Source organism: Actinomadura sp. BRA 177 (assembly GCF_013372625.1).
GTDB lineage: Bacteria > Actinomycetota > Actinomycetes > Streptosporangiales > Streptosporangiaceae > Spirillospora.
The window spans coordinates 1-19,986 of record NZ_JABXFD010000274.1 but is presented as its reverse complement, the minus strand read 5'-3'; the positions used below and the strand labels follow the sequence as shown (position 1 = coordinate 19,986).

Genomic DNA, 19,986 nt, shown 5'->3' with positions numbered 1-19,986 from the left:
GCTCGGCCGCCGCCGCGACGACGGCCGAGCTGTTTGTCCGGGACGGGTACCGGGCCGCGTCGCGGTCCGAGGTCACGGTCGGCCGGGCGACACCGGCCGACCGTGACCGCGGCGTTCGGCTCCAAGCCCGCGCTGCTCAAGCAGGTCCTCGACCAGGCCCTCGCCGGGGACGACGAGCCGGTGCCGGTCGCCGACCGCCCGTGGTTCCGCCCGGTCTGGGACGCCGCGACGCCCGCCGGGGCGCTCGACGCCTACGCGGACGTCTGCACGCTGATCGGGGGCCGCGCGGCGCGGATCTTCGAGACCGTGCGGCGGGCGGCCGACGCCGCGCCGGAGACGGCCGAGCTGTGGCGGACCCTCCGCGCCAACCGGCGGGCGGGCGCCCGGATGGTCGTCGACCACCTGGTGGTGCTCGGGCCGCTGCGCCCCGGCCTCGGCGCGGGGCGGGCCGTCGACGTCCTGTGGACGTTCAACGACCCCGCCCATTACGACGCGCTCGTCCACGAGGCCGGATGGCCCGAGCCCGAGTTCCGCGACTGGCTGGCCGGCACCATGCGAGCGGCCCTGCTTCCAGGGTCAGCCTGACGGGGACTTCTCGTCGATGGCCGGGCGGTCGTCGGCGGAGTCCAGCGTCCGGCGTTCGGGGACGACGGCGAGGTCGGCCCGGAACCGGCGGTTGAGCGCGGCGCGCAGCCGCCCGGACGCGGTGCGGCCGCGCGGGCTGCCGACGTCGTCGATCGGCGGCGGAACGTCCAGATCGACGGCCGGAGAAGGGCGCGGGTCGGTGATCGCGGCGATCGCCTCGTCCGGCAGGTGCCGTTCGACCTCGCTGTACCCGCCGTCCGGGGACTGCCGGATGATGCCGGTCTCCAGCCCGTGCGTCGCCAGGCCGAGGTCGCGGCGCTGCAGGCCGACGCAGATCCGGTAGGCGACGATGTAGGCGAGCACCGGCCCGAGGACGATCAGGGCGCGGAAGAACCAGGTCGTCCAGAACAGCGGGATGTGGAACCGCTCGGCGAGGACGTCGTTGCCGCCCGCCAGCCACAGCGCCCCGAAGAAGACGATGCCGGCGACGCCGATCCCGGTCCGCGCCGGGACGTCGCGGGGCCGGTCCAGCAGGTGGTGGATCCGGTCGTCGCCGGTCACCCAGCGTTCCAGGAACGGGTAGGCGGCGAGGCCGGTGAACAGCACCCCGGGGACGCCGAGCGCCGGGACGAGCACGTTGAGCGGGACGGTGTGGCCCCACGCGGTGATCTCCCAGGCCGGCATGGTGCGCAGCGCGCCCTCCAGCCAGCCCATGTACCAGTCGGGCTGCGAGCCGGAGCTGATCGCGCCCGGGTCGTACGGGCCGTACAGCCAGACCGGATTGATCTGGACGAACGCGGCCAGCAGCGTCGTCACGCCCAGCACCCACAGGAAGAACGCGGTGGTCTTGGCGATGAACACCGGGAAGAACGGGTAGCCGCGGACCGTCGTGTTCGTGCTGCCCTTGCCGGGGAACTGGGTGTGCGTCTGCCGCCAGGTCAGCACGATCGCGTGCAGCGGGATGAGCGCCGCCAGGAGGCCCGGGATCAGCAGCACGTGGATGATGTAGAGGCGCGGGATGATGTCGGTCCCCGGGTACTCCCCGCCGAACAGGAACATCACCGCGTACGAGCCGGCCAGCGGGATCCCCGCGGTGACGCCTTCCAGGATGCGCAGACCCGTGCCCGACAGCAGGTCGTCCGGCAGCGAGTACCCGAACAGCCCGTTGAACATGACGAGGACGAGCATGGCGACGCCGATCAGCCAGTTCAGCTCGCGCGGCTTGCGGAACGCGCCGGTGAAGAAGTTCCGCAGCATGTGGACGAGGATCGCCGCCATGAAGATCAGCGTCGACCAGTGGTGGATCTGCCGGACGAGCAGCCCGCCCCGCACGTCGAAGCTGATCCGGAGCGTGGAGGCGTACGCCTCGCTCATCTCCACGCCCTGCAGCTTGGTGTAGGAGCCGTCGTAGACGACCTCGTGCATGCTCGGCTTGAAGAACAGCGTCAGGTAGACGCCGGTCAGCAGGATGATCACGAACGAGTACATCGCGATCTCGCCGAGCAGGAACGTCCACTGGTCCGGGAACGCCTTGCGCATGGCCCTGCGGGCGAAACCGGTGGTGCCGAGCCGCTCGTCCAGCGCCCGCGCCGAGGCGTCGACCAGCCGGCCCCGAGACTGGGGCGTCGTCCCCGCCATTGCCACCATCCCTCCGTCGCGCTTCTGCGCATAAGACGGCGATGGACGGACGAATGTGACATCAGGCGATGTGCGCCCTGTCACATCCCGTGGCGGTTCAGCAGGCGGGCACGGCCAGGTGGCTGCGGCGCTGGTAGCGCGGGCGCCAGGTCACCCGGTAGAAGAGCCGGATCGGCGGCGGCAGCAGCCGCAGCACCGCGCGGCGGGTGGCGTCCTGGGCGTCGTCCAGCAGCCAGGGCAGGAACGTCCCGAACCCGCGCAGGCCCAGCGCGCGGCGGAGTTCGACGTCGAAGGTGCCCCACTCGTAGGGCGTCAGGGTCTCGTGGATCAGCGGCAGGACGTTGGACTCCTTGAAGTCCAGGAGGGCGTCCAGGGAGGCGTGCAGATCCCGCGCGTACCGGGCGAACGTGCGGCGGTCACCGTGCTCCAAGGCCGCGTCCACACCGTCGATCAGCGGCACCACCCGCAGCGTCCGCACCGCCAGCGAGTCGAGGACGACGCCGACGCGTCCGAGCTCGTGGCTCGGTGCCTGCTCGTCGGCGTCCTTGGCGTACATGACCGTGCAGAGGGCGCACTTCTCCGCGTTGTCCTGGATCCGCCAGTAGGAGGTGAAGAGGGACCAGCTGTTCGCGACCGCCGTCCCGGCGGGCCCGGCGGCGGCCTCCAGCCGGGCCGCGTCGCGGCGGAACGCCTCGTACGCGGCGTACAGCATCGACAGGTCGTACCTTCTGGCCACGCTTTCCATGCCGCCTCCTCGACCTCCGCGCCGACGCCGCCACAGAGGTAGACGCTCAGCCCACCTCTGAACGTGACGCGATCCGGAGCCTGACCCCTGTGACGTGCCCCACTACGGCCGATATATGCGGTGGGCGGGGGAGCCGCGACGCGGCGGGCCCGAGCTGCACGGCGGGGCGCGGCGGTACGTTGGCCGGACGTCAGCTAGGGAAGGGTCCGTGAATGGCTGTTGAGGCGGTGGGCGTCGATATCGCGTCCCTGGTGCTGCGGGTTTCGCTGGGCGGCACGCTGCTCGCGCACGGCTGGAACCACGCGTGGGGCGGCGGCCGGATCGCGGGGACGGCGGGCTGGTTCGAGTCGATGGGGCTGCGGCCCGGCCGGCTGCACGCGCTGATGGCGACCGGCACCGAGCTGGGCGCCGGCGTCCTGCTGCTGCTCGGCCTGGTCACCCCGCTGGCCGCCGCCGGGGCGGTCGGCACGATGGCGGTCGCGTTCGTGACCGCCCACCTGCGCAACGGCTTCTTCATCTTCCGGCCCGGCCAGGGCTACGAGTACGTCCTGATGATCATCATGGTGGCGTGCGGGCTCGGCGCGCTGGGCGGCGGGACGGTGTCGCTCGACAACGCGCTCGGGCTCTCGGACGAGCTGTCCGGCTGGGCGGGCCTCGCGATCACCGCGCTGGCCGGCGGCCTCGGGGCGGCGCTCCTGCTGGCGGTGTTCTGGCGGCCGGCGAAGCAGCCCGCGGAGAACTGAGCGGGGCCGGCCTCCGCACACGAGGAGGCCGGCCCCGGTTTCAGCGGGGGGCGGTCATCTCCAGGTGTCGTTCGCCGTGTGCGCGGACGTCCCGGTGGTGTAGCTGCGGTTCGCGCCGTTCTCCCAGGTCACGGCGCCCGCGTCGGTCTTCTTGATGTACTTGTACTCGATCCTGGTGTTGGCGGGCAGCGTCAGCGTGCTGCTCCACGTCGGGTAGCTGCCGGGGGAGAGCTTGATGGCCTTGGACGTGTCCCACGAGCCGAGCGCGGGGATGTCGCCGACGATGTAGACGCTCGTCCCCCAGGTCGTGGTGGCGTGGACGTTGAACACGTCGGAGACGGTCGTGGGGTTCGAGGTGGGCGTCGCCGTCGGTGTGGCGCCCGTCCTGGCGTTCACGTGGATCGCGACCGCGCCGTGCGCGGGGACGGTCACGGTCGCGGTGCCGCCGGACACCGAGACCGCCGTGCCCGCGCAGCCGTTCGCGCCGAGTCCGCCGGTGATGACGTCGCAGTACACACCGTCCGCGAGCCTGGTCCGGTAGGAGGCGGTGGACGGGTTGGACGAGTCGTTGAGCCCGATCCAGCCCTTCGAGCCGCGGCTGAACCCGATGACGTCACCCGCCGTGGCGGTGAAGTTCGACACCGTCGTGGCGGACGCGGTCGCGTTGCGCCAGCCGACCATGCCCTTCATCCCGGTCGACTGCGTGACGCACTGCCAGCCGCTGGAGCAGTTCGTGTTCGTGACGAAGCCGCCGGAGTTCGCCGGCGGCGACTGCCCGGCGGACGACCAGGTGAACCCGTCGAACACCGACGGCTTCCCGTACGGGTAGGCCAGCATGAAGTAGTTGGCCAGCACGTAGTCGGTGCCGTTCTTGTAGCTGAGCGTCGACCCGTCCCGCTCGGTGTCGTGGTTGGTGATCATCGCGTACGTCTGCGCGCTGCTCGCGTCCAGCGACCACGACGGGATGCCCGACAGGTTCGACAGCGTCCCGTTCTGGAACTGCGTCTTCAGGCCCTGCGCGTAGGCGAAGCCCAGCACGTCGCCGTTGCCGGTGAACGCGGCCGGCTTCAGCTCGGAGTTGCTCGCGCCCGGGAAGACCTCCTGCGCGATGTAGGGCGCCTTGCCCTCGGCCGTCGTGTTGTTGAGCATGCCCTTGATGGCGGCGAAGTCGCTCTGCGCGATGTGCTTGGCGGCGTCGACCCGGAAGCCGTCCACGCCGAGCCCGATCAGGTCGTTGAGGTAGCCGGCGATCTTGCCGCGGACGTAGCCCGACTGGGTCTTGAGGTCCGACAGCGACACCAGCTCGCAGTTCTGCACCTCGGACGTGTTGTTCCAGTCGTCGATGCCCGCGTCGTCGTCGTTGCAGTACCCGTCGTTGGCGTGGTGGAAGTCGCCGTACCCGTACGGGACGGCCGGGTAGGAGAACCCGGTCGGATCGAACGTCGAGCCGCCGTAGGTGGTGTTGACCGTGTTGTTGTGGCCCGCCATGTGGTTGATGACCGCGTCCACGTAGACGCGGACGCCCGCGTTGTGGCACGCCGTGACCATGGCGGCGAACTGGGACCGGGTACCGAGCCGGCTGGTCGGGCCGTAGGAGACGGGCTGGTACACCTCCCACCACGGATGCACGCCGTCGTTGGTGCTGGCGAGGCTGACCGACTCGGCGGGCGGTGCGACCTGGACGGCCCCGTACCCGGCGGGCCCGAGCTGGTCGGTGCAGGCGGCCGCGACCGACGGCCAGTTCCATTCCCAGAGGTTGGCGGTGACGTCGCCGGCGTTGAGGGAGACGGCGGCGCTGGCGGGGGAGTCGGGGAGCAGGGCGGCGACGGGCGCCAGCCCGCCGAGGACGAGCGCGCCGGCGGCGAGCAGGGACCGGCGGCGGGGCAGCCGTGCGCGCGGGGTTCCCGCGCGGGGGGTTCTTGCACGTTGCATTGCAGCGAACTCCTGACAAGAGGCGCCTGGCAGGCGTCTGGAGGGGGTGGGGGACGGCCGTCCGCGAGCACCGTGAGAATGCTCTCTTCTTGCAGTCCCGTCAAGAGCTTGCGCAAGATTTCAATGAACTTGCAGAATCCTGGCAGCCGCTAGGTGGTGGCCTTCGTGCCCCGCTCGGCGACGCGTTCCCGCTGGGGGACGACGGTGTACTTGGGATCCTCGGCCGACTGGATCCCGGCGAAGAAGATGCCGAAACGCGTGCAGGCCGAGCCCGCCAGGAGCGCCGCCCCGCTGAGCGCCGCCGCCCCGCGGCCGCGCCCGGCGAGCAGCACGCTCCCGGCGGTGCCCGCGGCCGCCAGGATCTCGCCCGCGCGCATGAACCGTCCGGCCTTGCCCTTCTTGTACGGCTCGGCGGCCAGCCCGGCTCGGCGCTCCAGCAGCTTGGCCGCCGCCAGCTCCAGCGCGGCGCCGGACACGGCGGCCGTGCGCATCGGCCCCGTCTCGCGGACGGGCGCGGCCATCAGCGCCATCCCGGCCGCGGCGGTCGTGGCCGAACCCGCGAACACGAACGGCAGCTCGCGCTTCCCCTCATGCCAGGCGGGCACGGCGGTGTCGGCGATCAGCACGGCGGTGTACACGGTCACGGCCGGACCGAGTGCGGCGGCCGCGGCGGTGGCGGCCCTGCCGAGGTGCGGGAAGCGTCCCGCCACGTCCAGGACGGCGGCGCCGCCCGCGGCGGGCCCGTAGGCGGCCAGGATCCAGGACCCCATGCTCATCGGCGAGGTCGGCTTCATCACCCGCAGCATGTTGTAGAACCGCGCGGGCCGCCCGAGGTCGTGGATCAGCGCGGCCGTGGACCCGGCGATCGCGGCCAGCGAGGAGATCTTCAGCGCCCGCGCGGCGGCGGGCCGCCCGGTGAGCTGCGCGCCCGCGGCCAGCATCGAGCCGGCCCCGGCCAGGCCGCCGAGGAAGAGGTACGCGCCGACGTCGGCCGCCTTCCAGACCGGCGGGTTCAGGATGGGCAGGCCGTAGTAGGAGGTGAACTCGGCGTCCGGCACCATCGCCTTCTCGCCGCGCCCGCCGCGCCGCCTGCCCTTGCCTTTCGGCCGCAGGCCCTTGCCGACCAGCGCCTCCCGGTCGGGACGGTCGCCGTACACGCCCTCCTTGCTGACACCCGAGCTCATCGCGCTCCTCCCGTGCGGCCGTGGACGGCGAAGACGGCCGTGACCCCGCCGAGCAGCGCGGCGGCCGCCACGCCCGCGTGCTTCCACATGGCCGGCAGGTCGCGCGTGGTGACGACGGGATCCGGTGGCAGCCCGTAGACCTCCGGTTCGTCCAGCAGCAGGAAGAACGCGCCGTCGCCGCCGACGCCGTCGTCCGGATCGTGGCCGTAGAGGCGGGCGTCCTCGACGCCGATGTCGTGGAGCTGCTCGACGCGCATCGCGGCCCGCTCGCGCAGCTCGTCCAGCGGCCCGTACTGGATCGAGTCGGTCGGGCACGCCTTCGCACAGGCCGGCTCCTGGCCGACGCCGAGCCGGTCGTAGCACATCGTGCACTTCCAGGCCCGGCCGTCGCCCTTGCGCTGGTCGATGACGCCGTACGGGCAGGCGGGGATGCAGTAGCCGCAGCCGTTGCAGATGTCCTCCTGGACGACGACCGTGCCGAACTCGGTGCGGAACAGCGAACCGGTCGGGCAGACGTCCAGGCACGCGGCGTGCGTGCAGTGCTTGCAGACGTCGGACGCCATCAGCCAGCGCAGATCCGTGCCGCCCCCGTCGGAGGCCGCGCCGGGCGAGTCGCTGTGGTCGACGCCGGGCTCGGCGTGCCCCATCGGCTTGTTCTGCTCGATGAACGCGACGTGCCGCCAGGTGTCGGCGCCGAGGCCCTGCGTGTTGTCGTAGGACATGCCGGTGAACACCAGGCCGTCCTCGGGGATGGCGTTCCACTCCTTGCACGCCACCTCGCACGCCTTGCAGCCGATGCACACCGACGTGTCGGTGAAGAACCCCATCCTGGGCGGATGGTCGGTATAGCCGGCGTTGGCGGTGACGTCCGGTTCGGCTCCGGCGAGCAGGTTACGTCCGACCAAGCTGCTCATCCCAGGACCTCCAATGCGCGGCGCCGACGCTCCTCCGACTTCCCGGCAGCGCGCTTTCTACACGTGCGGATCCCGCGGGCGCGCCCGTCCGTTGACGGGGATTTCGGCGGCTGGATAACTTCGGGGAATGACGGTTGATCGCGCCGGTTACGCGGGCCCCCTGGACCAGACGCTCGGCCTGGTCGTGACCGAGGCGTCCGACCGGGAGGTCGTGGCCGAGATCGAGGTCACCGACAAGCTCATGCAGGCGTACGGCATCGTGCACGGCGGCGTGTACTGCGCGATCACCGAGACGGTGTGCAGCATGGGCGCCGCCCTCACCGTCGGCATCGACAACCAGGTCGGCGGGATCAGCAACCACACGCGGTTCATCCGCGCCGTGCGCGGCGGACGCCTCGTGGCCCGTGCCCGCCCGGTCGACCGCGTGGACGACCACGTCACCTGGCAGTCGACCATCACCGACGACAAGGACCGCGTCGTCGCCGAAGGCACGGTCAACCTTTTGAAACTCACCCCGCCCGGCTAATCGCCGCTCATCACCTTCCACTGGCGGTCGGCGACGGGGCGCCAGGTGTCGTGGCGCTCATGGAACAGCGTGAACGCCTGCGAGCCGCTCCAGTCGTCCGGGAGCAGCTCCGCGGGCAGGCCCGGGTCGAGGAACGGGAACCGGCGCCACGCCTGGACGAGCCGCGTGTGCGCGGCGAACGTGCCCGGATCGTCGGCGGGACGCAGCGCGCGGACGGCGTCGAGGAAGTCCTCGTAGGAGAGTTCGATCTCGTCCAGGTCCCATGCCTGCCGGGCCACGCGGCGCGCCTCCGCCAGGTCGCCGAGCCGCCCCACGAACAGGGTCGAGGTGTCCGCGACGCCGATCTCGGCCAGCACGTCCCGCACCTCGGGCTCGCGTTCGGGGTGCGGGCTCACCCACACGCCGGGGGAGAGGTTGCCGAGCCCGTTCCAGACGAGCCGGGTGCGCAGCAGGTGGCGGAGCCGGCGGCTGGTCTCCGGGACGGTCGCGAGGACCAGCAGCCACCGCCCGTCCCACTCGCCGACCGGGCCGCCGAAGCCGTAGATGCGCTCGGTGCCGTCGGTGAGGAGCCGCTCGCCGGACGGGGTGAGCCGCCAGGCGGTGCGCCGGCCGCGCCGCTCCCCGGCGAGCCAGCCCTCGGCGGCGCTGCGCGCGAGCGCCTGCCGGACGGCCTTCTCCTCCACGCCGAGCAGCCCGAGCGCGCGCAGGAACGTCGCCGTCCAGACCGGTTCGCCGCCGGGCAGGACGAACTCGCCCAGCACGGTCAGCAGCAGCGACCGGGCGCTCGCCGCGCCCAGCTCGCGCCGGCGGCGGAACTGGGGCCCGGGGTGTGCCGCGTCCTCGCCGGATCGGGCCATCTGCTTCTCCTTCTGAGCCCTTCTGGGGCGCGGCCGTCCATGGAACGCTGTCCAGTATCGCGCGAGTCCCCCCGTGACCGACCATCATTCCACAGATCTATTGACTAGCGTTTCGTCCATGTAGAGCATGAGTGCCACGGTTCCCGGCGACTGGAGACCCCGATGACCGCTGAAACGGCGACCGCACCGGCTTTGCCCGACACGTTCAACGCTGCCGAGTACCTGCTCCAGGCGGCCTTCCAGCCCGATACCGCCGACCGGACCGCCCTCACCGGACCGGGCGGCGACCTCAGTTACGCCGGGCTCGCGGAGCTCGCCGGGCACATCGCCGCGGGGCTGGAGGGCCGGGGCGCGCGAGCCGAGGAGCGGGTGGTCCTGTTCATGGCCGACGGGCCGTCGATGGCCGCCGCGATCCTGGGCGCGATGCGGCTCGGCGCCGTCCCGGTGCCGGTGTCGACGATGCTGACGGGCGCCGAGCTGGCCGCGCTGCTCAACGACGCGCGGGCCAGGGTGCTGCTGGTCAGCGACCGGTTCGCGGTGGCGGCGGAGTCCGCGCTCGCGCACGCGCCGGGCGTCCGGCACGTGGCGGTGGAGGGGGACGCGGTCCTGCAGGCGCCGCCCGGCGTCCAGGTGAGCCCGTTCGACGACTTGGTCCAGGAGGGACGCGAGCGGGGCGGGGAACTGGCCGAGCCCTACATGACCGCGGACGACTCCAGCGCGCTGTGGCTCTACACGTCCGGGACGACCGGCAAGCCGAAGGGCGCGATGCACCGGCACGCCAACATCCGGCACGTCGTGGAGACCTACGGCCGCCAGGTGCTCGGCATCACGCCCGAGGACCGCTGCTACTCCGTCGCCAAGCTCTTCTTCGCCTACGGGATCGGCAACTCGCTGTTCTTCCCGCTCGCCGTCGGCGCCACCACGATCCTGGACCCGGAACCGCCGTCGCCCGCGTCCGTGGCGGAACGGCTGGCCGAGTACCGGCCGACGCTGTTCTTCGCCGTCCCGACCTTCTATGCCGCGATCCTGAACGCCGACGTGCCGGCGGAGGCGTTCGCGTCCGTGCGGCTGGCGGTGTCGGCGGGGGAGCCGCTGCCCGCCGAGCTGTGCCGCCGCTTCACCGCCAAGTACGGCGTGGAGATCATCGACGGGATCGGCTCGACGGAGTGCCTGCACATCTTCCTGTCGAACCGTCCGGGCGAGGTCCGCCCGGGAACGACCGGCACCGCCGTCCCCGGCTACGAGCTGCGGGTCGTGGACGGCGACGGAGCCGACGTCCAGCCGGGCACGCCGGGCTCACTGCTGGTGAAGGGCGAGTCGATCGCGACCGGCTACTGGTGCCGCACGGACACCACCCGGAAGGTGTTCCAGGGGGAGTGGCTGCGCACCGGCGACACCTATGTGGTGGACGAGGACGGCTACTACACCTGCCTCGGCCGGACGGGCGACATGCTCAAGGCCGGCGGGATCTGGGTGTCGCCGTCCGAGGTGGAGGCGCGGCTGCTGGAGCACCCGGCGGTGTCGATGGTCGCGGTCGTCGGGCTGCCGGACGCCGACGGACTGGACAAGCCGATCGCCGCCGTCGTCCTCAAGGAGGGCACCACCGCCGAGCCCGCGGAGCTGATCGACTTCTGCCGGGCGGGACTCGCGTCGTTCAAGCGACCCCGCGAGGTCCTGATCGTGGACAAGCTCCCGACGACCCCCACCGGAAAGCTCCGCCGCTTCGCCGTCCGCGAACTGGCCGCGACCTTGCTGAACACGCGCTGACCCGGCGCCGGGCCGCCTCCTCGCGGGAACGGCCCATGGGCTGAAATGCTACAAACTCTTGACGTATTGAGCGATTTTTGTGGAGCATAGTGGGGACGACACCGGCGGAAGGACATCCCATGACCACCCCGCACGTGGAGTTCCGCGTGGAGCCGTCCGGCTACCGGCACTGGAGCATGGACGTCGACGGGCCCGTCGCCACCCTCACGATGGCGGTGGACGAGCGGGGCGGCCTGGTCCCCGGCTACGAGCTGAAGCTCAACTCCTACGACCTCGGCGTGGACATCGAGCTGTACGACGCCGTCCAGCGGCTCCGGTTCGAGCATCCCGGCGTCCGCACGGTGGTGGTCACCAGCGGCAAGGAGAAGATCTTCTGCGCGGGCGCCAACATCAGGATGCTGGCCGCGTCCCCGCACTCCTGGAAGGTGAACTTCTGCAAGTTCACCAACGAGACCCGCAACGGCATCGAGGACGCGACGGCGAACTCGGGCCAGACCTACCTGGCGGCGGTCAACGGCACCGCGTCCGGCGGCGGCTACGAGCTGGCACTCGCCTGCGAGCACATCATGCTGGTGGACGACCGGTCGTCGGCGGTGTCGCTGCCGGAACTGCCGCTCCTCGGCGTCCTGCCGGGCACCGGCGGCCTCACCCGCGTCTCGGACAAGCGGCGCGTCCGCCGCGACCGCGCCGACTACTTCTCCACCAAGGCCGAGGGGCTCGGCGGCAAGAAGGCCGTGGCGTGGCGGCTGGTGGACGAGGCGGTGCCCCGCACGGCCTGGGACGCGACGGTCGCGGAACGTGCCACGGAGCTGGCGGCCCGCTCGTCCCGCCCGGCCGACGCCGAGGGCATCGCCCTGACCCCGCTCGCCAAGGAGCGGACCGATACGTCCATCACCTACCGGCACGTGTCGGCGAAGCTCGACCGTGACGCGGGCGCCGTCGAGATCACGATCGCCGGCCCCGACACGGCCCCGGAGGACTTCCACCGCGAGGACTTCTGGACGCTCGCCATGACCCGCGAGCTGGACGACCTCATCCTCGACCTGCGCACCAACGAGCTGGAACTCGGCACCTGGGTGTTCCGCACGACCGGCAGGGCCGAGCACGTTCTCGCCCACGACCGGCTGCTGCTCGACAACGCCGGCGACTGGCTCGCCAACGAGATCGTCCACTACCTCAAGCGGACCCTGAAGCGCCTGGACGTCACCAGCCGCAGCCTCATCGCCCTGATCGAACCGGGCTCCTGCTTCGCGGGCTCGCTCCTGGAGGTCGCGCTCGCCGCCGACCGCACCTACCAACTCGAAGGCGTCTTCGAGGACGTCGACCCGGACGCCGACCCCGCCACGATCACCGTGGACGCGATGAACCTCGGCCCGCTCCCGATGAGCAACGGCCTCACCCGCCTGGAGACCCGCTTCCTCGGCGATTCCGAGGCCCTGTCCGCCGTCCGCGACGCGTCCGGCAAGCCCCTCGACGCGGGCGACGCCGAGCGCCTCGGCCTGGTCACCTTCGCCCCCGACGACATCGACTGGGACGAGGAGGTCCGCATCGCGATCGAGGAGCGGGCGAGCTTCAGCCCCGACGCGCTGACCGGGCTGGAGGCCAACTACCGCTTCCCCGGCCCGGAGACCCTGGAGACCAAGATCTTCGGACGCCTCACCGCCTGGCAGAACTGGATCTTCACCCGCCCGAACGCGTCCGGCCCGGACGGCGCCCTGCGCCGCTACGGCACCGGGCGGCGCGCCGACTTCGACCGAAAGCGAGTGTGAGATGGCGACCGGCGCCGACTACACCGAGAAGATCCCGAACAACGTCGACCTGCACGAGGACCGGCGCCTCCAGCGCGCCCTGGAGTCGTGGCAGCCGAACTTCCTGAACTGGTGGGAGTCGATGGGCCCGACCCTGCCCACGCAGGACGTCTACCTGCGCACGGCCGTCAACGTCGGCCGCGAAGGCTGGGCGCATTTCGGGCACGTCCCCATGAAGGACTACCGCTGGGGCATCTTCCTAGCCGAACGCGACGGCGACCGGCGCATCGGCTTCGGCGCGCACAAGGGCGAACCCGCCTGGCAGAAGGTCCCCGGCGAATACCGTGCCGACCTCCAGCGGTTGATCGTGATCCAGGGCGACACCGAGCCGGCGTCCGTCGAGCAGCAGCGCAACCTCGGTGCCACCGCCCCCAGCCTCTACGACCTGCGCAACCTCTTCCAGGTGAACGTCGAGGAGGGCCGCCACCTGTGGGCGATGGTCTACCTCCTGCACGCCCACTTCGGACGCGAGGGACGTGAGGAGGCCGAGGAACTCCTGCACCGCAACTCCGGCAGCGAGGAGTCGCCCCGCATCCTCGGCGCGTTCAACGAGGAGACGCCCGACTGGCTGTCCTTCTTCATGTTCACCTACTTCACCGACCGGGACGGCAAGTACCAGCTCGGCACGCTGAAGGAGTCCGGCTTCGACCCGCTCTCCCGCACCTGCGAGTTCATGCTCAAGGAAGAGGCCCACCACATGATGGTCGGCACCACGGGCATCGACCGCGTCGTGGAGCGGACCGTCCAGCTGATGAAGGAGCACGACACCGACGACGTCACCCCGCACGGCGCGATCTCGCTGAACGTCATCCAGAAGTACCTGAACTTCCACTATTCGGTCTCGCTCGACCTGTTCGGCTCGGAGACGTCCAGCAACGTCGCCAACTACTACACGGCCGGCCTCAAGGGACGCTGGATGGAGGGCCGCCGCAAGGACGACCACCGCCTCACCGACGACGCCTACATGGTGGACGCCCTGGTCGACGGCGCCATCTCCCAGACCGAGGTCGCCGCCCTGACCGGCCTGAACACCGACCTGCGCCGCGAGTACATCTCCGACTGCCAGAGCGGCGTCAACCGGTGGAACCGCATCCTGTCCGAGGCGGGCCTCCCGCAACGCCTCTACCTGCCGAGCGTCGCCTTCAACCGCAAGGTCGGCGCGTTCGCCGGCATCGAGGCCACCCCGCAAGGCGAGATCCTCACCACCGACGAGTGGGAGAAGCGCCAGGGCGCCTGGCTCCCGACCGAGGTCGACAAGACGCACGTCCGGTCCCTGATGAAGCCGGTACACGAGCGAGGCAAGATCGCCGCCTGGATCGCCCCACCCCGCAACGGCATCAACGGCCAACCCTTCGACTACGAGTACGTCCGCCTCTAGGACACGCGCAGCGGGTAGAGGCGGAGCCAGGCGGGGCCGTCGTCCGCCTGGACGCGGTCGAACGCCTGGCCGTTGATGAGGTCGTGCACGGCCGTTGAGACGATCAGGCCGAGGACGGCGGTGCCGGACGACAGTCGGCGCCGCAGGACGTCCGCGCCCAGCAGGCGGGCGGCGCGGGCGAGGGCCGCCCCGGTGACTCCGTCGGGCGCGGCGAGCACCGGGCCGGTGTCGACCGCCACCCGCACCTGGAAACGCTGCGCCTCGACCGCTTCGCCGCCGTACCGCGCGATCCGCTCGGCCAGCGCCGCCACCAGCGGGTCCGCCGGTGCGCTCGCCGGGATGCCGGGGGGGACGACGAGCAGCACGCCGTCGCCGCGGTCCTCGTGGTGGCACGCGGCCCAGGACACGCCGGCGACGTCGAACGACTCCTCCAGCGACCGGTACAGCGTCCGCCGGATGGCGGCGCGGTCCGCTTCGGTGCGATCCCGGGAACCGAACCCCACCACTTCGGCGAACAGGACCGTGCAGTCCTGGCGGTCGAGGAAGTCCGAGACGGGCGCCGGATCAGGGCTCGGCCCGCCGGCGACGGTGAGCCGCTCCAGCCGGTCCGGGTCGAGGACGTCGATCATGCCGCCCTCCGCGTGGACGAGGCCCGCGCCGCCCCAGTCGTTGAGCACGCTGGCCACCGCCGCCGGCGACGACGACGTCCAGCCCGCCAGTTCGCGTCCCGTCACCGGGAGCGCGCCGTGCCGCGCGCGCGACAGCGTGGTGAACAGCGCGGCCAGCCGCCGCTCGGTGTCGGCGATCTCGGTGCCCGAGGTGCGGGTGGCCTCCTCCACGGTGCGGTCGTGCGCCTGCTTCTCCAGCGCCGACATCACGCCCGGATGCCGCCGGACGATGAGCCGGAAGTCCGCCGCCGTGACGACGAGGGCCCGGACGGTGTCGAGCGCGACGACGGTGGCGGACCAGGTGTCGCCGTCGAACAGCGCCCGCTCGCCGACGAGGTCGCCCGGACCGCGCACCGCGACGATCCGCTCCTCACCCGTCCGGTCGACGCGGACCTTCGTCCACCCCGACAGGATGACGACGACGTAGTCGGCCGGGTACCCCTGCCGCAGGATCGGTGCGCCCGGCCCATAGGCGCGCGGACGGGCGGCGTCCCGGACGTGACGGCGCTCGCCGGAGTTGAGGGCGCACCAGAAGCTCTCCCTGTGCTCATCGGACGGTTCCGCAGATCGCGCGTCCTGTTCGCGGGTGCGGAGCGCCGCCGTCCGCGCGCGGGCGAACTCCACCTGCGGCGCGATGAGCAGCGCGAGGATCGAGAAGGTGAGCGTGGCGACCACCGCCGCGGCGGGCGTCCCGGTCGCCGCGGCGACCCACGCCGTGCACACCGCGCCCAGCACGCCGAACACCACGGCACCCCGCGCGAGGGCATGCCCCGGAATCGTGGCCTCCAGACCGGGGGAGCGCGGCGGGAAATGCGGGGAGAAGGCCGGTGAGGCGTCGGAGAAGGCCTCCAGCAGCCGCCGAGCTCGGCTCGCGTGCACGGGCTCCGCGCTCGGCCCGGACGCGGTCGGCGCATCGGAGAACGCTTCCAGCAGACGGCGCCAGGCGCGGTCAGGACTCGGCATCTCAGCCCCCATGTCATCCGGCCCCATCAGGCCTGTCACCCTCGTCGTCATAGTCGCCGTCGCCGGGGTCGGCCGGGAGCGCCAGGAGCGCGTACCGGCCGAGCTTCGCCAGGACGGCCGGGGCGCCCGCGCCCAAGATGAACGCCACCCACGGCGCGGGGATCATGTCACTCGCCGCCGCTGCGGACGTCACCATCGTGGCGAGCAGGCAGTGCAGCGCGCAGGCGAACAGGAAGTACCTGCCGCCTGGGCCCTTCGGGTAGCGCCATGGCGGCCCCTTGACCCGCTGGTTTGCCTCCAGGAAGGCCGCCGTGCGGTTCGCCACGGCACCGAGGAGCCCCCACAGCGCGAACTGCCACATGAACCGACCGTAAGCGCTGGAACGGATGGTTTCCGTGACGTGTCGTACAGATCGCCGGGGTCCATCGACACTCCGGCCGGGTCAGCGGGCGAGGTGGCGGGAGATGACGAGGCGCTGGATCTGGTTGGTGCCTTCGAAGATCTGCATGACCTTGGCCTCGCGCATGAAGCGCTCCACCGGGAAGTCGCGGGTGTAGCCGGCGCCGCCGAGGACCTGGACGGCGTCGGTGGTGGCCTTCATGGCGTTGTCGGTGGCGACCAGCTTGGCGATGGACGCCTCGCGGCCGTAGGGGCGGCCGGCGTCCTTCAGGCGGGCGGCGGCGAGGTAGGTGGCGCGGGCCGACTCGATGGCGGCGGCCATGTCGGCGAGGACGAACGCGAGGCACTGGTGGTCGATGATCGCCTTGCCGAACGCCTCGCGGTGCTTGGCGTAGGCGACGGCGTGGTCGAGGGCGCCCTGGGCTAGACCGGTGGCGACGGCGGCGATGCCGAGGCGGCCCGCGTCGAGGCCGGCGAGGGCGATGGACAGGCCCTGGCCCTCGGCGCCCATCAGGTTGCCGGCGGGGATCCGGGCGTCCTCCAGGCGGACCGTCGCCGTGGTGGAGCCCATCAGGCCCATCTTGTCCTCGGGCTCGTCGAACTCCAGGCCCGGCGTGCCGGCGGGGACGTGGAAGCAGGAGATGCCGCGGGCGCCGTCGTCGGACGTGCGGGCCATGACGGTGTAGAAGTCGGCCTTGCCGCCGTGGGTCGTCCACGCCTTGGCGCCGTTCAGGACGTAGGAGTCGCCGTCGCGGCGGGCCCTGGCGCGCATCGCGGCGGGGTCGGAGCCGGCGTGCGCCTCGGAGAGGCAATACGCGCCGAGCTTCTCGCCCGAGAGCATGTCGGGGAGCCACTCCGCGCGCTGCTCGTCGGTGCCGTAGGCGAACAGGGGGAAGCAGGAGAGGGCGTGGACGCTGACGCCGACGCCGACGCTCGCCCAGGCCGCGCCGATCTCCTCCAGGACCTGGAGGTAGATCTCGTAGGGCTGGGCGCCGCCGCCGAACTCCTCCGGGTAGGGGAGCGTCAGCAGCCCGGCCCGGCCCAGCGTCGTGAACACCTCGCGCGGGAAGGTACCGGTGCGCTCGGCGTCGGCGACGCGGGGCAGCAGCTCCTTGGCCGCGATGTCGCGGGTCAGCGCGATCAGGTCCGCGGACTCGGGGGTCGGCAGGTGCCGGGTGGCGGGCATGGGCGGGCTCCTTTCGGCCGTCCCACAGTACCAAAACCAGTACTGAGGAACCCTTTGCGGTACTGTCGCGGCATGGACGAGCGTGTCACGCGGGCGGTACGGCGGCGGGAGGCGCTGATCGGGCGGCTCATGGACGTCTTCCTCGACCGCGGATTCGCCGAGCTGGGCGTCGCGGACCTGGCCGCCCTGCTGCGCTGCTCGAAGAGCACGCTGTACTCGGTGGCGGCCAGCCGCGAGCAGATCATCGTGGCGGTCGTGCGCGCGTTCTTCCGCCGGGCGACCGAGCGGGTGGAGGCCGCGCTCGACTCGGGTGCCGAGCCCCGGGAGCGCGTCGGCGCCTACCTGCGGGCGATCTCCGAGGAGCTGGCGCCCGCCTCGCCCGCGTTCTTCGCCGATCTGGACGCGTTCGCCCCCGCCCGCGAGATCTACAAGCAGAACACGCGCTTCGCGGTCCGGCGCGTGCAGGGGCTCGTCCGGGAGGCCGCCGAGGACGCGGACGCCGCGTTCGTCGGCGCCGTCGCGGGCCAGGTGATGGAATCGATCCACCGCGGCGAGATCAAGGCCCAGACCGGCATGGACGACTCCGCCGCCTACGCCGCGCTGGCGTCCCTGATCGTCGCCCGGATGGCGGCCGCCCGCTAGTTCTGCGCCGCCGCGAGCGCGTGCTCGACCAGCGCGACCAGCACGCCCCGCGCCACCTCGCGGCTCCGCACGTCGCACATCAGGACGGGCACGTCCGGGTCGACGTCCAGCGCGTCGCGGATCTCGTCCACGCTGTAGCGGCGGGCGCCGTCGAACTGGTTCGCGGCGACGACGAACGGGATTTCCCGCTGCTCGAAGAAGTCGATGGACGCGAAGCTGGAGGTGAGCCGCCGGGTGTCGACCAGCACGATCGCGCCGACCGCGCCGTAGGAGATCTGGTCCCACATGAACCAGAACCGCTCCTGGCCGGGCGTCCCGAACAGGTACAGCCGGACGCCGCCGGAGAACGTCAGCCGGCCGAAGTCCATCGCGACGGTCGTGGTCGTCTTGCTCTCCACGCCGCCGAGGTCGTCCACCCCGATGGAGGCGTCGGTGAGCGTCTCCTCGGTGCGCAGCGGGCGGATCTCGCTCACCGCCCCGACCAGCGTCGTCTTGCCCACGCCGAAGCCACCGGCCACGAGTATCTTCAGCGTGTGCGCGGGGACGTCGTCGTCCGGCGCGTACGGCGTCATGGACGGGTTAGAGGCGGCGAAGTTCATCGAGCACTCTCATCAGGATGCGGGGGTCGGGACGGTCGGACGGCTCCGCCGCCTGCTGGACCTCTTCGATCAGGCCGTACTGGTGCAGATCCTCCAGCAGGATCTGCACCACCCGGAACGGCAGGTCCGTCTCCGAGGCCAGGTCGGCCGGGGTCGACGGCTGCCGGCACAGCTCCAGCAGCCGCCGCTGCTCGCGGGACAGCCACACCCGGTCGCCCGGGGTGCGGCCCGTCGAGACCAGGATCGTCACCAGGTCCACGACGAGCCCGCGGGGGCGGGTGCGCCCGCGGGTCATCGCGTACGGCCGCACGACCGGGCCGGCGTCCCGCCCGATCCAGCGCTCTCTCGGAGTCTCCACGGTCGCTCAGCCCGAGGCACCCGGCTGCAGCGACGCGTCCTCGGCCCCGGCGCGCGGCGACGCCGACAGCGCCCGCCGCACCCGCTTGATCAGCATGGTGGTCTCGTAGGCGACGAGCCCGGCGTTGCCGCCGGCGTCGCTGAGCACCGCCAGGCAGCTCCCGTTGCCGGCCGGCATGACGAAGAACAGCTTGTCGTCCAGCTCCACCACGGTCTGCCGCACCTGCTTGGCCTGGAAGTGCTCGCGGGCGCCGTTGGCGAGGCTGTGGAACCCCGACGACAGCGCCGCGAGGAACTCGGCGTCCTTGCGGGTGACGTCCCCCGAGGCGCCCATGACCAGCCCGTCACGGGACAGCAGGATGGCCTGGCGAACCTCGCCGACCCGTTGCACCAGATCTTCGAGCAGCCAGTCGAGCTCGCCGGTGGCGTGGCCCTGCCGCGTCATGATTCCCCCCATTCATCGCGTGGATCGAGATCGCCCGGTTCGTCCTCGGCGATCCTGCCGCGCAGCCATCCCGACTGTAGCGAGGCCATCAGATCGCGGCTGAGCTCCGGACTCGGCTCCTCGAAGTCGTCGTCCGGCCGCGCGGCCGGCTCGGCCTTCCCGGGCACCGCACGTTTGCGCAGCTGAGGGGCGAGGTTGCGCTGCCGCACCCGGCGCGGAAGGCGGCCGGTGACCTCGCTGTCCTCCGCCCCGGCCGGTTCCGGATCCGCGTCCGGCGGCCGGGTCCGGCCATTGGCGTGTCCGGGCGGCTCGAACGCGACCGGCGGATCGAAGGAGACGGGCGTGCCGTAGGAGACCGGCGTGTCGTAGGCGCCCGGCTCCTCGAACGCCCCCCGCTCCTCGAACGACCCCGCCGCGTCGAACGAACCCGGCTCCGCGAACGAGCCCGGCGGGTTGAAGGACACCGGCGGCGGTGTGTCCGGCGGGCCGTGCCGCGGCGGGGTCGTTGGAGGGGCGGGGGGCGTTCTGTCCCCTATACACATCTGACGCTGCCGGCGAAGAGGACGGGTTAGATCTCAGGGGGAGCCGCACCGTTTCACACAAAACACAAGAATAAGCATCTGTGCACATACAAACCAGACACGACAACA

General features: G+C 71.8%; 20 protein-coding genes. 7 read left to right on the top strand and 13 right to left on the bottom strand.

Features of this window, described 5'->3' with window-relative positions; translation table 11 throughout:
- Positions 1-102: 102 nt before the first annotated feature.
- A complete protein-coding gene (locus HUX53_RS12145) occupies positions 103-585 on the top strand; it encodes a TetR/AcrR family transcriptional regulator (protein ID WP_176403274.1) in 483 nt (160 codons plus the stop codon).
- Here HUX53_RS12145 and HUX53_RS12140 read toward each other — a convergent pair.
- Both HUX53_RS12140 and HUX53_RS12135 read right to left on the bottom strand, forming a co-directional pair.
- Positions 577-2,223 carry a ubiquinol-cytochrome c reductase cytochrome b subunit gene (locus HUX53_RS12140; RefSeq protein ID WP_176403273.1) on the bottom strand — a complete coding sequence of 549 codons (1,647 nt, stop codon included), beginning with the start codon at positions 2,221-2,223 and terminating at the stop codon, positions 577-579. The two genes, HUX53_RS12145 and HUX53_RS12140, sit on opposite strands and share 9 nt — an antisense overlap.
- Positions 2,224-2,320: 97 nt before the next feature.
- Positions 2,321-2,968: a hypothetical protein gene (locus tag HUX53_RS12135; RefSeq protein WP_176403272.1), complete on the bottom strand. Its 648-nt coding sequence runs from the start codon at positions 2,966-2,968 to the stop codon at positions 2,321-2,323.
- 212 nt (positions 2,969-3,180) lie between these two features.
- Between HUX53_RS12135 and HUX53_RS12130 the strand changes: the two genes are divergently transcribed.
- On the top strand, positions 3,181-3,711 hold the full coding sequence (locus HUX53_RS12130) for a DoxX family protein (protein ID WP_176403271.1): 531 nt from the start codon (positions 3,181-3,183) through the stop codon (positions 3,709-3,711).
- Between the two features lie 54 nt (positions 3,712-3,765).
- On the opposite strand, the gene HUX53_RS12125 is transcribed toward HUX53_RS12130, so the two are convergent.
- The 3 genes from HUX53_RS12125 to HUX53_RS12115 all read right to left on the bottom strand — a co-directional run bounded on the left by HUX53_RS12125 (position 3,766) and on the right by HUX53_RS12115 (position 7,654).
- The gene (locus tag HUX53_RS12125; protein WP_176403270.1) at positions 3,766-5,643 is read right to left on the bottom strand and encodes a carbohydrate-binding module family 20 domain-containing protein; all 1,878 of its coding nucleotides are present in this window, start codon (positions 5,641-5,643) and stop codon (positions 3,766-3,768) included.
- 149 nt (positions 5,644-5,792) lie between these two features.
- Positions 5,793-6,827, bottom strand: a complete 1,035-nt coding sequence (nrfD, locus tag HUX53_RS12120) for an NrfD/PsrC family molybdoenzyme membrane anchor subunit (RefSeq protein WP_176403269.1) — start codon at positions 6,825-6,827, stop codon at positions 5,793-5,795.
- Complete coding sequence (locus HUX53_RS12115) at positions 6,824-7,654, bottom strand: 4Fe-4S dicluster domain-containing protein (RefSeq protein ID WP_255205182.1); 831 nt, start codon at positions 7,652-7,654, stop codon at positions 6,824-6,826. Before HUX53_RS12115 ends, nrfD begins: the two co-directional genes overlap by 4 nt.
- A 214-nt stretch (positions 7,655-7,868) precedes the next feature.
- Here HUX53_RS12115 and HUX53_RS12110 point away from each other — a divergent pair, with 214 nt between their 5' ends.
- Positions 7,869-8,267: a PaaI family thioesterase gene (locus HUX53_RS12110; RefSeq protein WP_176403267.1), complete on the top strand. Its 399-nt coding sequence runs from the start codon at positions 7,869-7,871 to the stop codon at positions 8,265-8,267.
- Here the strand turns inward: HUX53_RS12110 and HUX53_RS12105 are convergent.
- Complete coding sequence (locus HUX53_RS12105) at positions 8,264-9,124, bottom strand: PaaX family transcriptional regulator C-terminal domain-containing protein (protein WP_176403266.1); 861 nt, start codon at positions 9,122-9,124, stop codon at positions 8,264-8,266. The two genes, HUX53_RS12110 and HUX53_RS12105, sit on opposite strands and share 4 nt — an antisense overlap.
- Before the next feature lie 162 nt (positions 9,125-9,286).
- Here HUX53_RS12105 and HUX53_RS12100 point away from each other — a divergent pair, with 162 nt between their 5' ends.
- The 3 genes from HUX53_RS12100 (at position 9,287) to boxB (ending at position 14,077) form a co-directional block, all read left to right on the top strand.
- Complete coding sequence (locus HUX53_RS12100; protein ID WP_176403265.1) at positions 9,287-10,891, top strand: benzoate-CoA ligase family protein; 1,605 nt, start codon at positions 9,287-9,289, stop codon at positions 10,889-10,891.
- A 119-nt stretch (positions 10,892-11,010) separates the two neighbouring features.
- On the top strand, positions 11,011-12,660 hold the full coding sequence (gene boxC / locus HUX53_RS12095) for a 2,3-epoxybenzoyl-CoA dihydrolase (protein ID WP_176403264.1): 1,650 nt from the start codon (positions 11,011-11,013) through the stop codon (positions 12,658-12,660).
- A gap of 1 nt (position 12,661) precedes the next feature.
- A complete protein-coding gene (boxB, locus tag HUX53_RS12090) occupies positions 12,662-14,077 on the top strand; it encodes a benzoyl-CoA 2,3-epoxidase subunit BoxB (protein ID WP_176403263.1) in 1,416 nt (471 codons plus the stop codon).
- Here the strand turns inward: boxB and HUX53_RS12085 are convergent.
- The 3 genes from HUX53_RS12085 to HUX53_RS12075 all read right to left on the bottom strand — a co-directional run bounded on the left by HUX53_RS12085 (position 14,074) and on the right by HUX53_RS12075 (position 17,293).
- On the bottom strand, positions 14,074-15,708 hold the full coding sequence (locus HUX53_RS12085) for a cyclic nucleotide-binding domain-containing protein (protein ID WP_176403262.1): 1,635 nt from the start codon (positions 15,706-15,708) through the stop codon (positions 14,074-14,076). The two genes, boxB and HUX53_RS12085, sit on opposite strands and share 4 nt — an antisense overlap.
- 13 nt (positions 15,709-15,721) lie before the next feature.
- Positions 15,722-16,069 carry a hypothetical protein gene (locus HUX53_RS12080; RefSeq protein ID WP_176403261.1) on the bottom strand — a complete coding sequence of 116 codons (348 nt, stop codon included), beginning with the start codon at positions 16,067-16,069 and terminating at the stop codon, positions 15,722-15,724.
- An 81-nt stretch (positions 16,070-16,150) separates the two neighbouring features.
- Entirely contained in the window at positions 16,151-17,293 is a 1,143-nt protein-coding gene (locus HUX53_RS12075) for an acyl-CoA dehydrogenase family protein (protein WP_176403260.1), read from the bottom strand.
- A gap of 72 nt (positions 17,294-17,365) precedes the next feature.
- Here HUX53_RS12075 and HUX53_RS12070 point away from each other — a divergent pair, with 72 nt between their 5' ends.
- The gene (locus HUX53_RS12070; protein WP_176403259.1) at positions 17,366-17,935 is read left to right on the top strand and encodes a TetR/AcrR family transcriptional regulator; all 570 of its coding nucleotides are present in this window, start codon (positions 17,366-17,368) and stop codon (positions 17,933-17,935) included.
- Here the strand turns inward: HUX53_RS12070 and HUX53_RS12065 are convergent.
- From HUX53_RS12065 to HUX53_RS12050, 4 genes are read right to left on the bottom strand one after another with little or no spacing between them, the layout of a single operon-like run.
- Positions 17,932-18,507, bottom strand: coding sequence for an ATP/GTP-binding protein (locus tag HUX53_RS12065; protein WP_255205181.1), 576 nt, complete (start codon positions 18,505-18,507; stop codon positions 17,932-17,934). The genes HUX53_RS12070 and HUX53_RS12065 overlap by 4 nt on opposite strands.
- 7 nt (positions 18,508-18,514) lie before the next feature.
- The gene (locus HUX53_RS12060; RefSeq protein WP_176403257.1) at positions 18,515-18,892 is read right to left on the bottom strand and encodes a DUF742 domain-containing protein; all 378 of its coding nucleotides are present in this window, start codon (positions 18,890-18,892) and stop codon (positions 18,515-18,517) included.
- 6 nt (positions 18,893-18,898) lie between these two features.
- On the bottom strand, positions 18,899-19,336 hold the full coding sequence (locus HUX53_RS12055) for a roadblock/LC7 domain-containing protein (protein ID WP_176403256.1): 438 nt from the start codon (positions 19,334-19,336) through the stop codon (positions 18,899-18,901).
- Entirely contained in the window at positions 19,333-19,800 is a 468-nt protein-coding gene (locus HUX53_RS12050) for a hypothetical protein (RefSeq protein WP_176403255.1), read from the bottom strand. The genes HUX53_RS12055 and HUX53_RS12050 overlap by 4 nt, the downstream gene beginning before the upstream one ends.
- Positions 19,801-19,986 lie beyond the last annotated feature (186 nt).

Bases quoted from the DNA above. Each gene is read 5' to 3' on its own strand.
- nrfD (WP_176403269.1), bottom strand. From the start codon at position 6,827: ATGAGCTCGGGTGTCAGCAAGGAGGGCGTGTACGGCGACCGTCCCGAC.
- HUX53_RS12135 (WP_176403272.1), bottom strand. From the start codon at position 2,968: ATGGAAAGCGTGGCCAGAAGGTACGACCTGTCGATGCTGTACGCCGCG.
- HUX53_RS12070 (WP_176403259.1), top strand. From the start codon at position 17,366: ATGGACGAGCGTGTCACGCGGGCGGTACGGCGGCGGGAGGCGCTGATC.
- boxC (WP_176403264.1), top strand. From the start codon at position 11,011: ATGACCACCCCGCACGTGGAGTTCCGCGTGGAGCCGTCCGGCTACCGG.
- HUX53_RS12140 (WP_176403273.1), bottom strand. From the start codon at position 2,223: ATGGCGGGGACGACGCCCCAGTCTCGGGGCCGGCTGGTCGACGCCTCG.
- HUX53_RS12125 (WP_176403270.1), bottom strand. From the start codon at position 5,643: ATGCAACGTGCAAGAACCCCCCGCGCGGGAACCCCGCGCGCACGGCTG.
- HUX53_RS12085 (WP_176403262.1), bottom strand. From the start codon at position 15,708: ATGCCGAGTCCTGACCGCGCCTGGCGCCGTCTGCTGGAAGCGTTCTCC.
- HUX53_RS12100 (WP_176403265.1), top strand. From the start codon at position 9,287: ATGACCGCTGAAACGGCGACCGCACCGGCTTTGCCCGACACGTTCAAC.
- boxB (WP_176403263.1), top strand. From the start codon at position 12,662: ATGGCGACCGGCGCCGACTACACCGAGAAGATCCCGAACAACGTCGAC.
- HUX53_RS12065 (WP_255205181.1), bottom strand. From the start codon at position 18,507: ATGACGCCGTACGCGCCGGACGACGACGTCCCCGCGCACACGCTGAAG.
- HUX53_RS12080 (WP_176403261.1), bottom strand. From the start codon at position 16,069: ATGTGGCAGTTCGCGCTGTGGGGGCTCCTCGGTGCCGTGGCGAACCGC.
- HUX53_RS12110 (WP_176403267.1), top strand. From the start codon at position 7,869: ATGACGGTTGATCGCGCCGGTTACGCGGGCCCCCTGGACCAGACGCTC.
- HUX53_RS12105 (WP_176403266.1), bottom strand. From the start codon at position 9,124: ATGGCCCGATCCGGCGAGGACGCGGCACACCCCGGGCCCCAGTTCCGC.
- HUX53_RS12115 (WP_255205182.1), bottom strand. From the start codon at position 7,654: ATGGGGTTCTTCACCGACACGTCGGTGTGCATCGGCTGCAAGGCGTGC.
- HUX53_RS12075 (WP_176403260.1), bottom strand. From the start codon at position 17,293: ATGCCCGCCACCCGGCACCTGCCGACCCCCGAGTCCGCGGACCTGATC.
- HUX53_RS12055 (WP_176403256.1), bottom strand. From the start codon at position 19,336: ATGACGCGGCAGGGCCACGCCACCGGCGAGCTCGACTGGCTGCTCGAA.
- HUX53_RS12130 (WP_176403271.1), top strand. From the start codon at position 3,181: ATGGCTGTTGAGGCGGTGGGCGTCGATATCGCGTCCCTGGTGCTGCGG.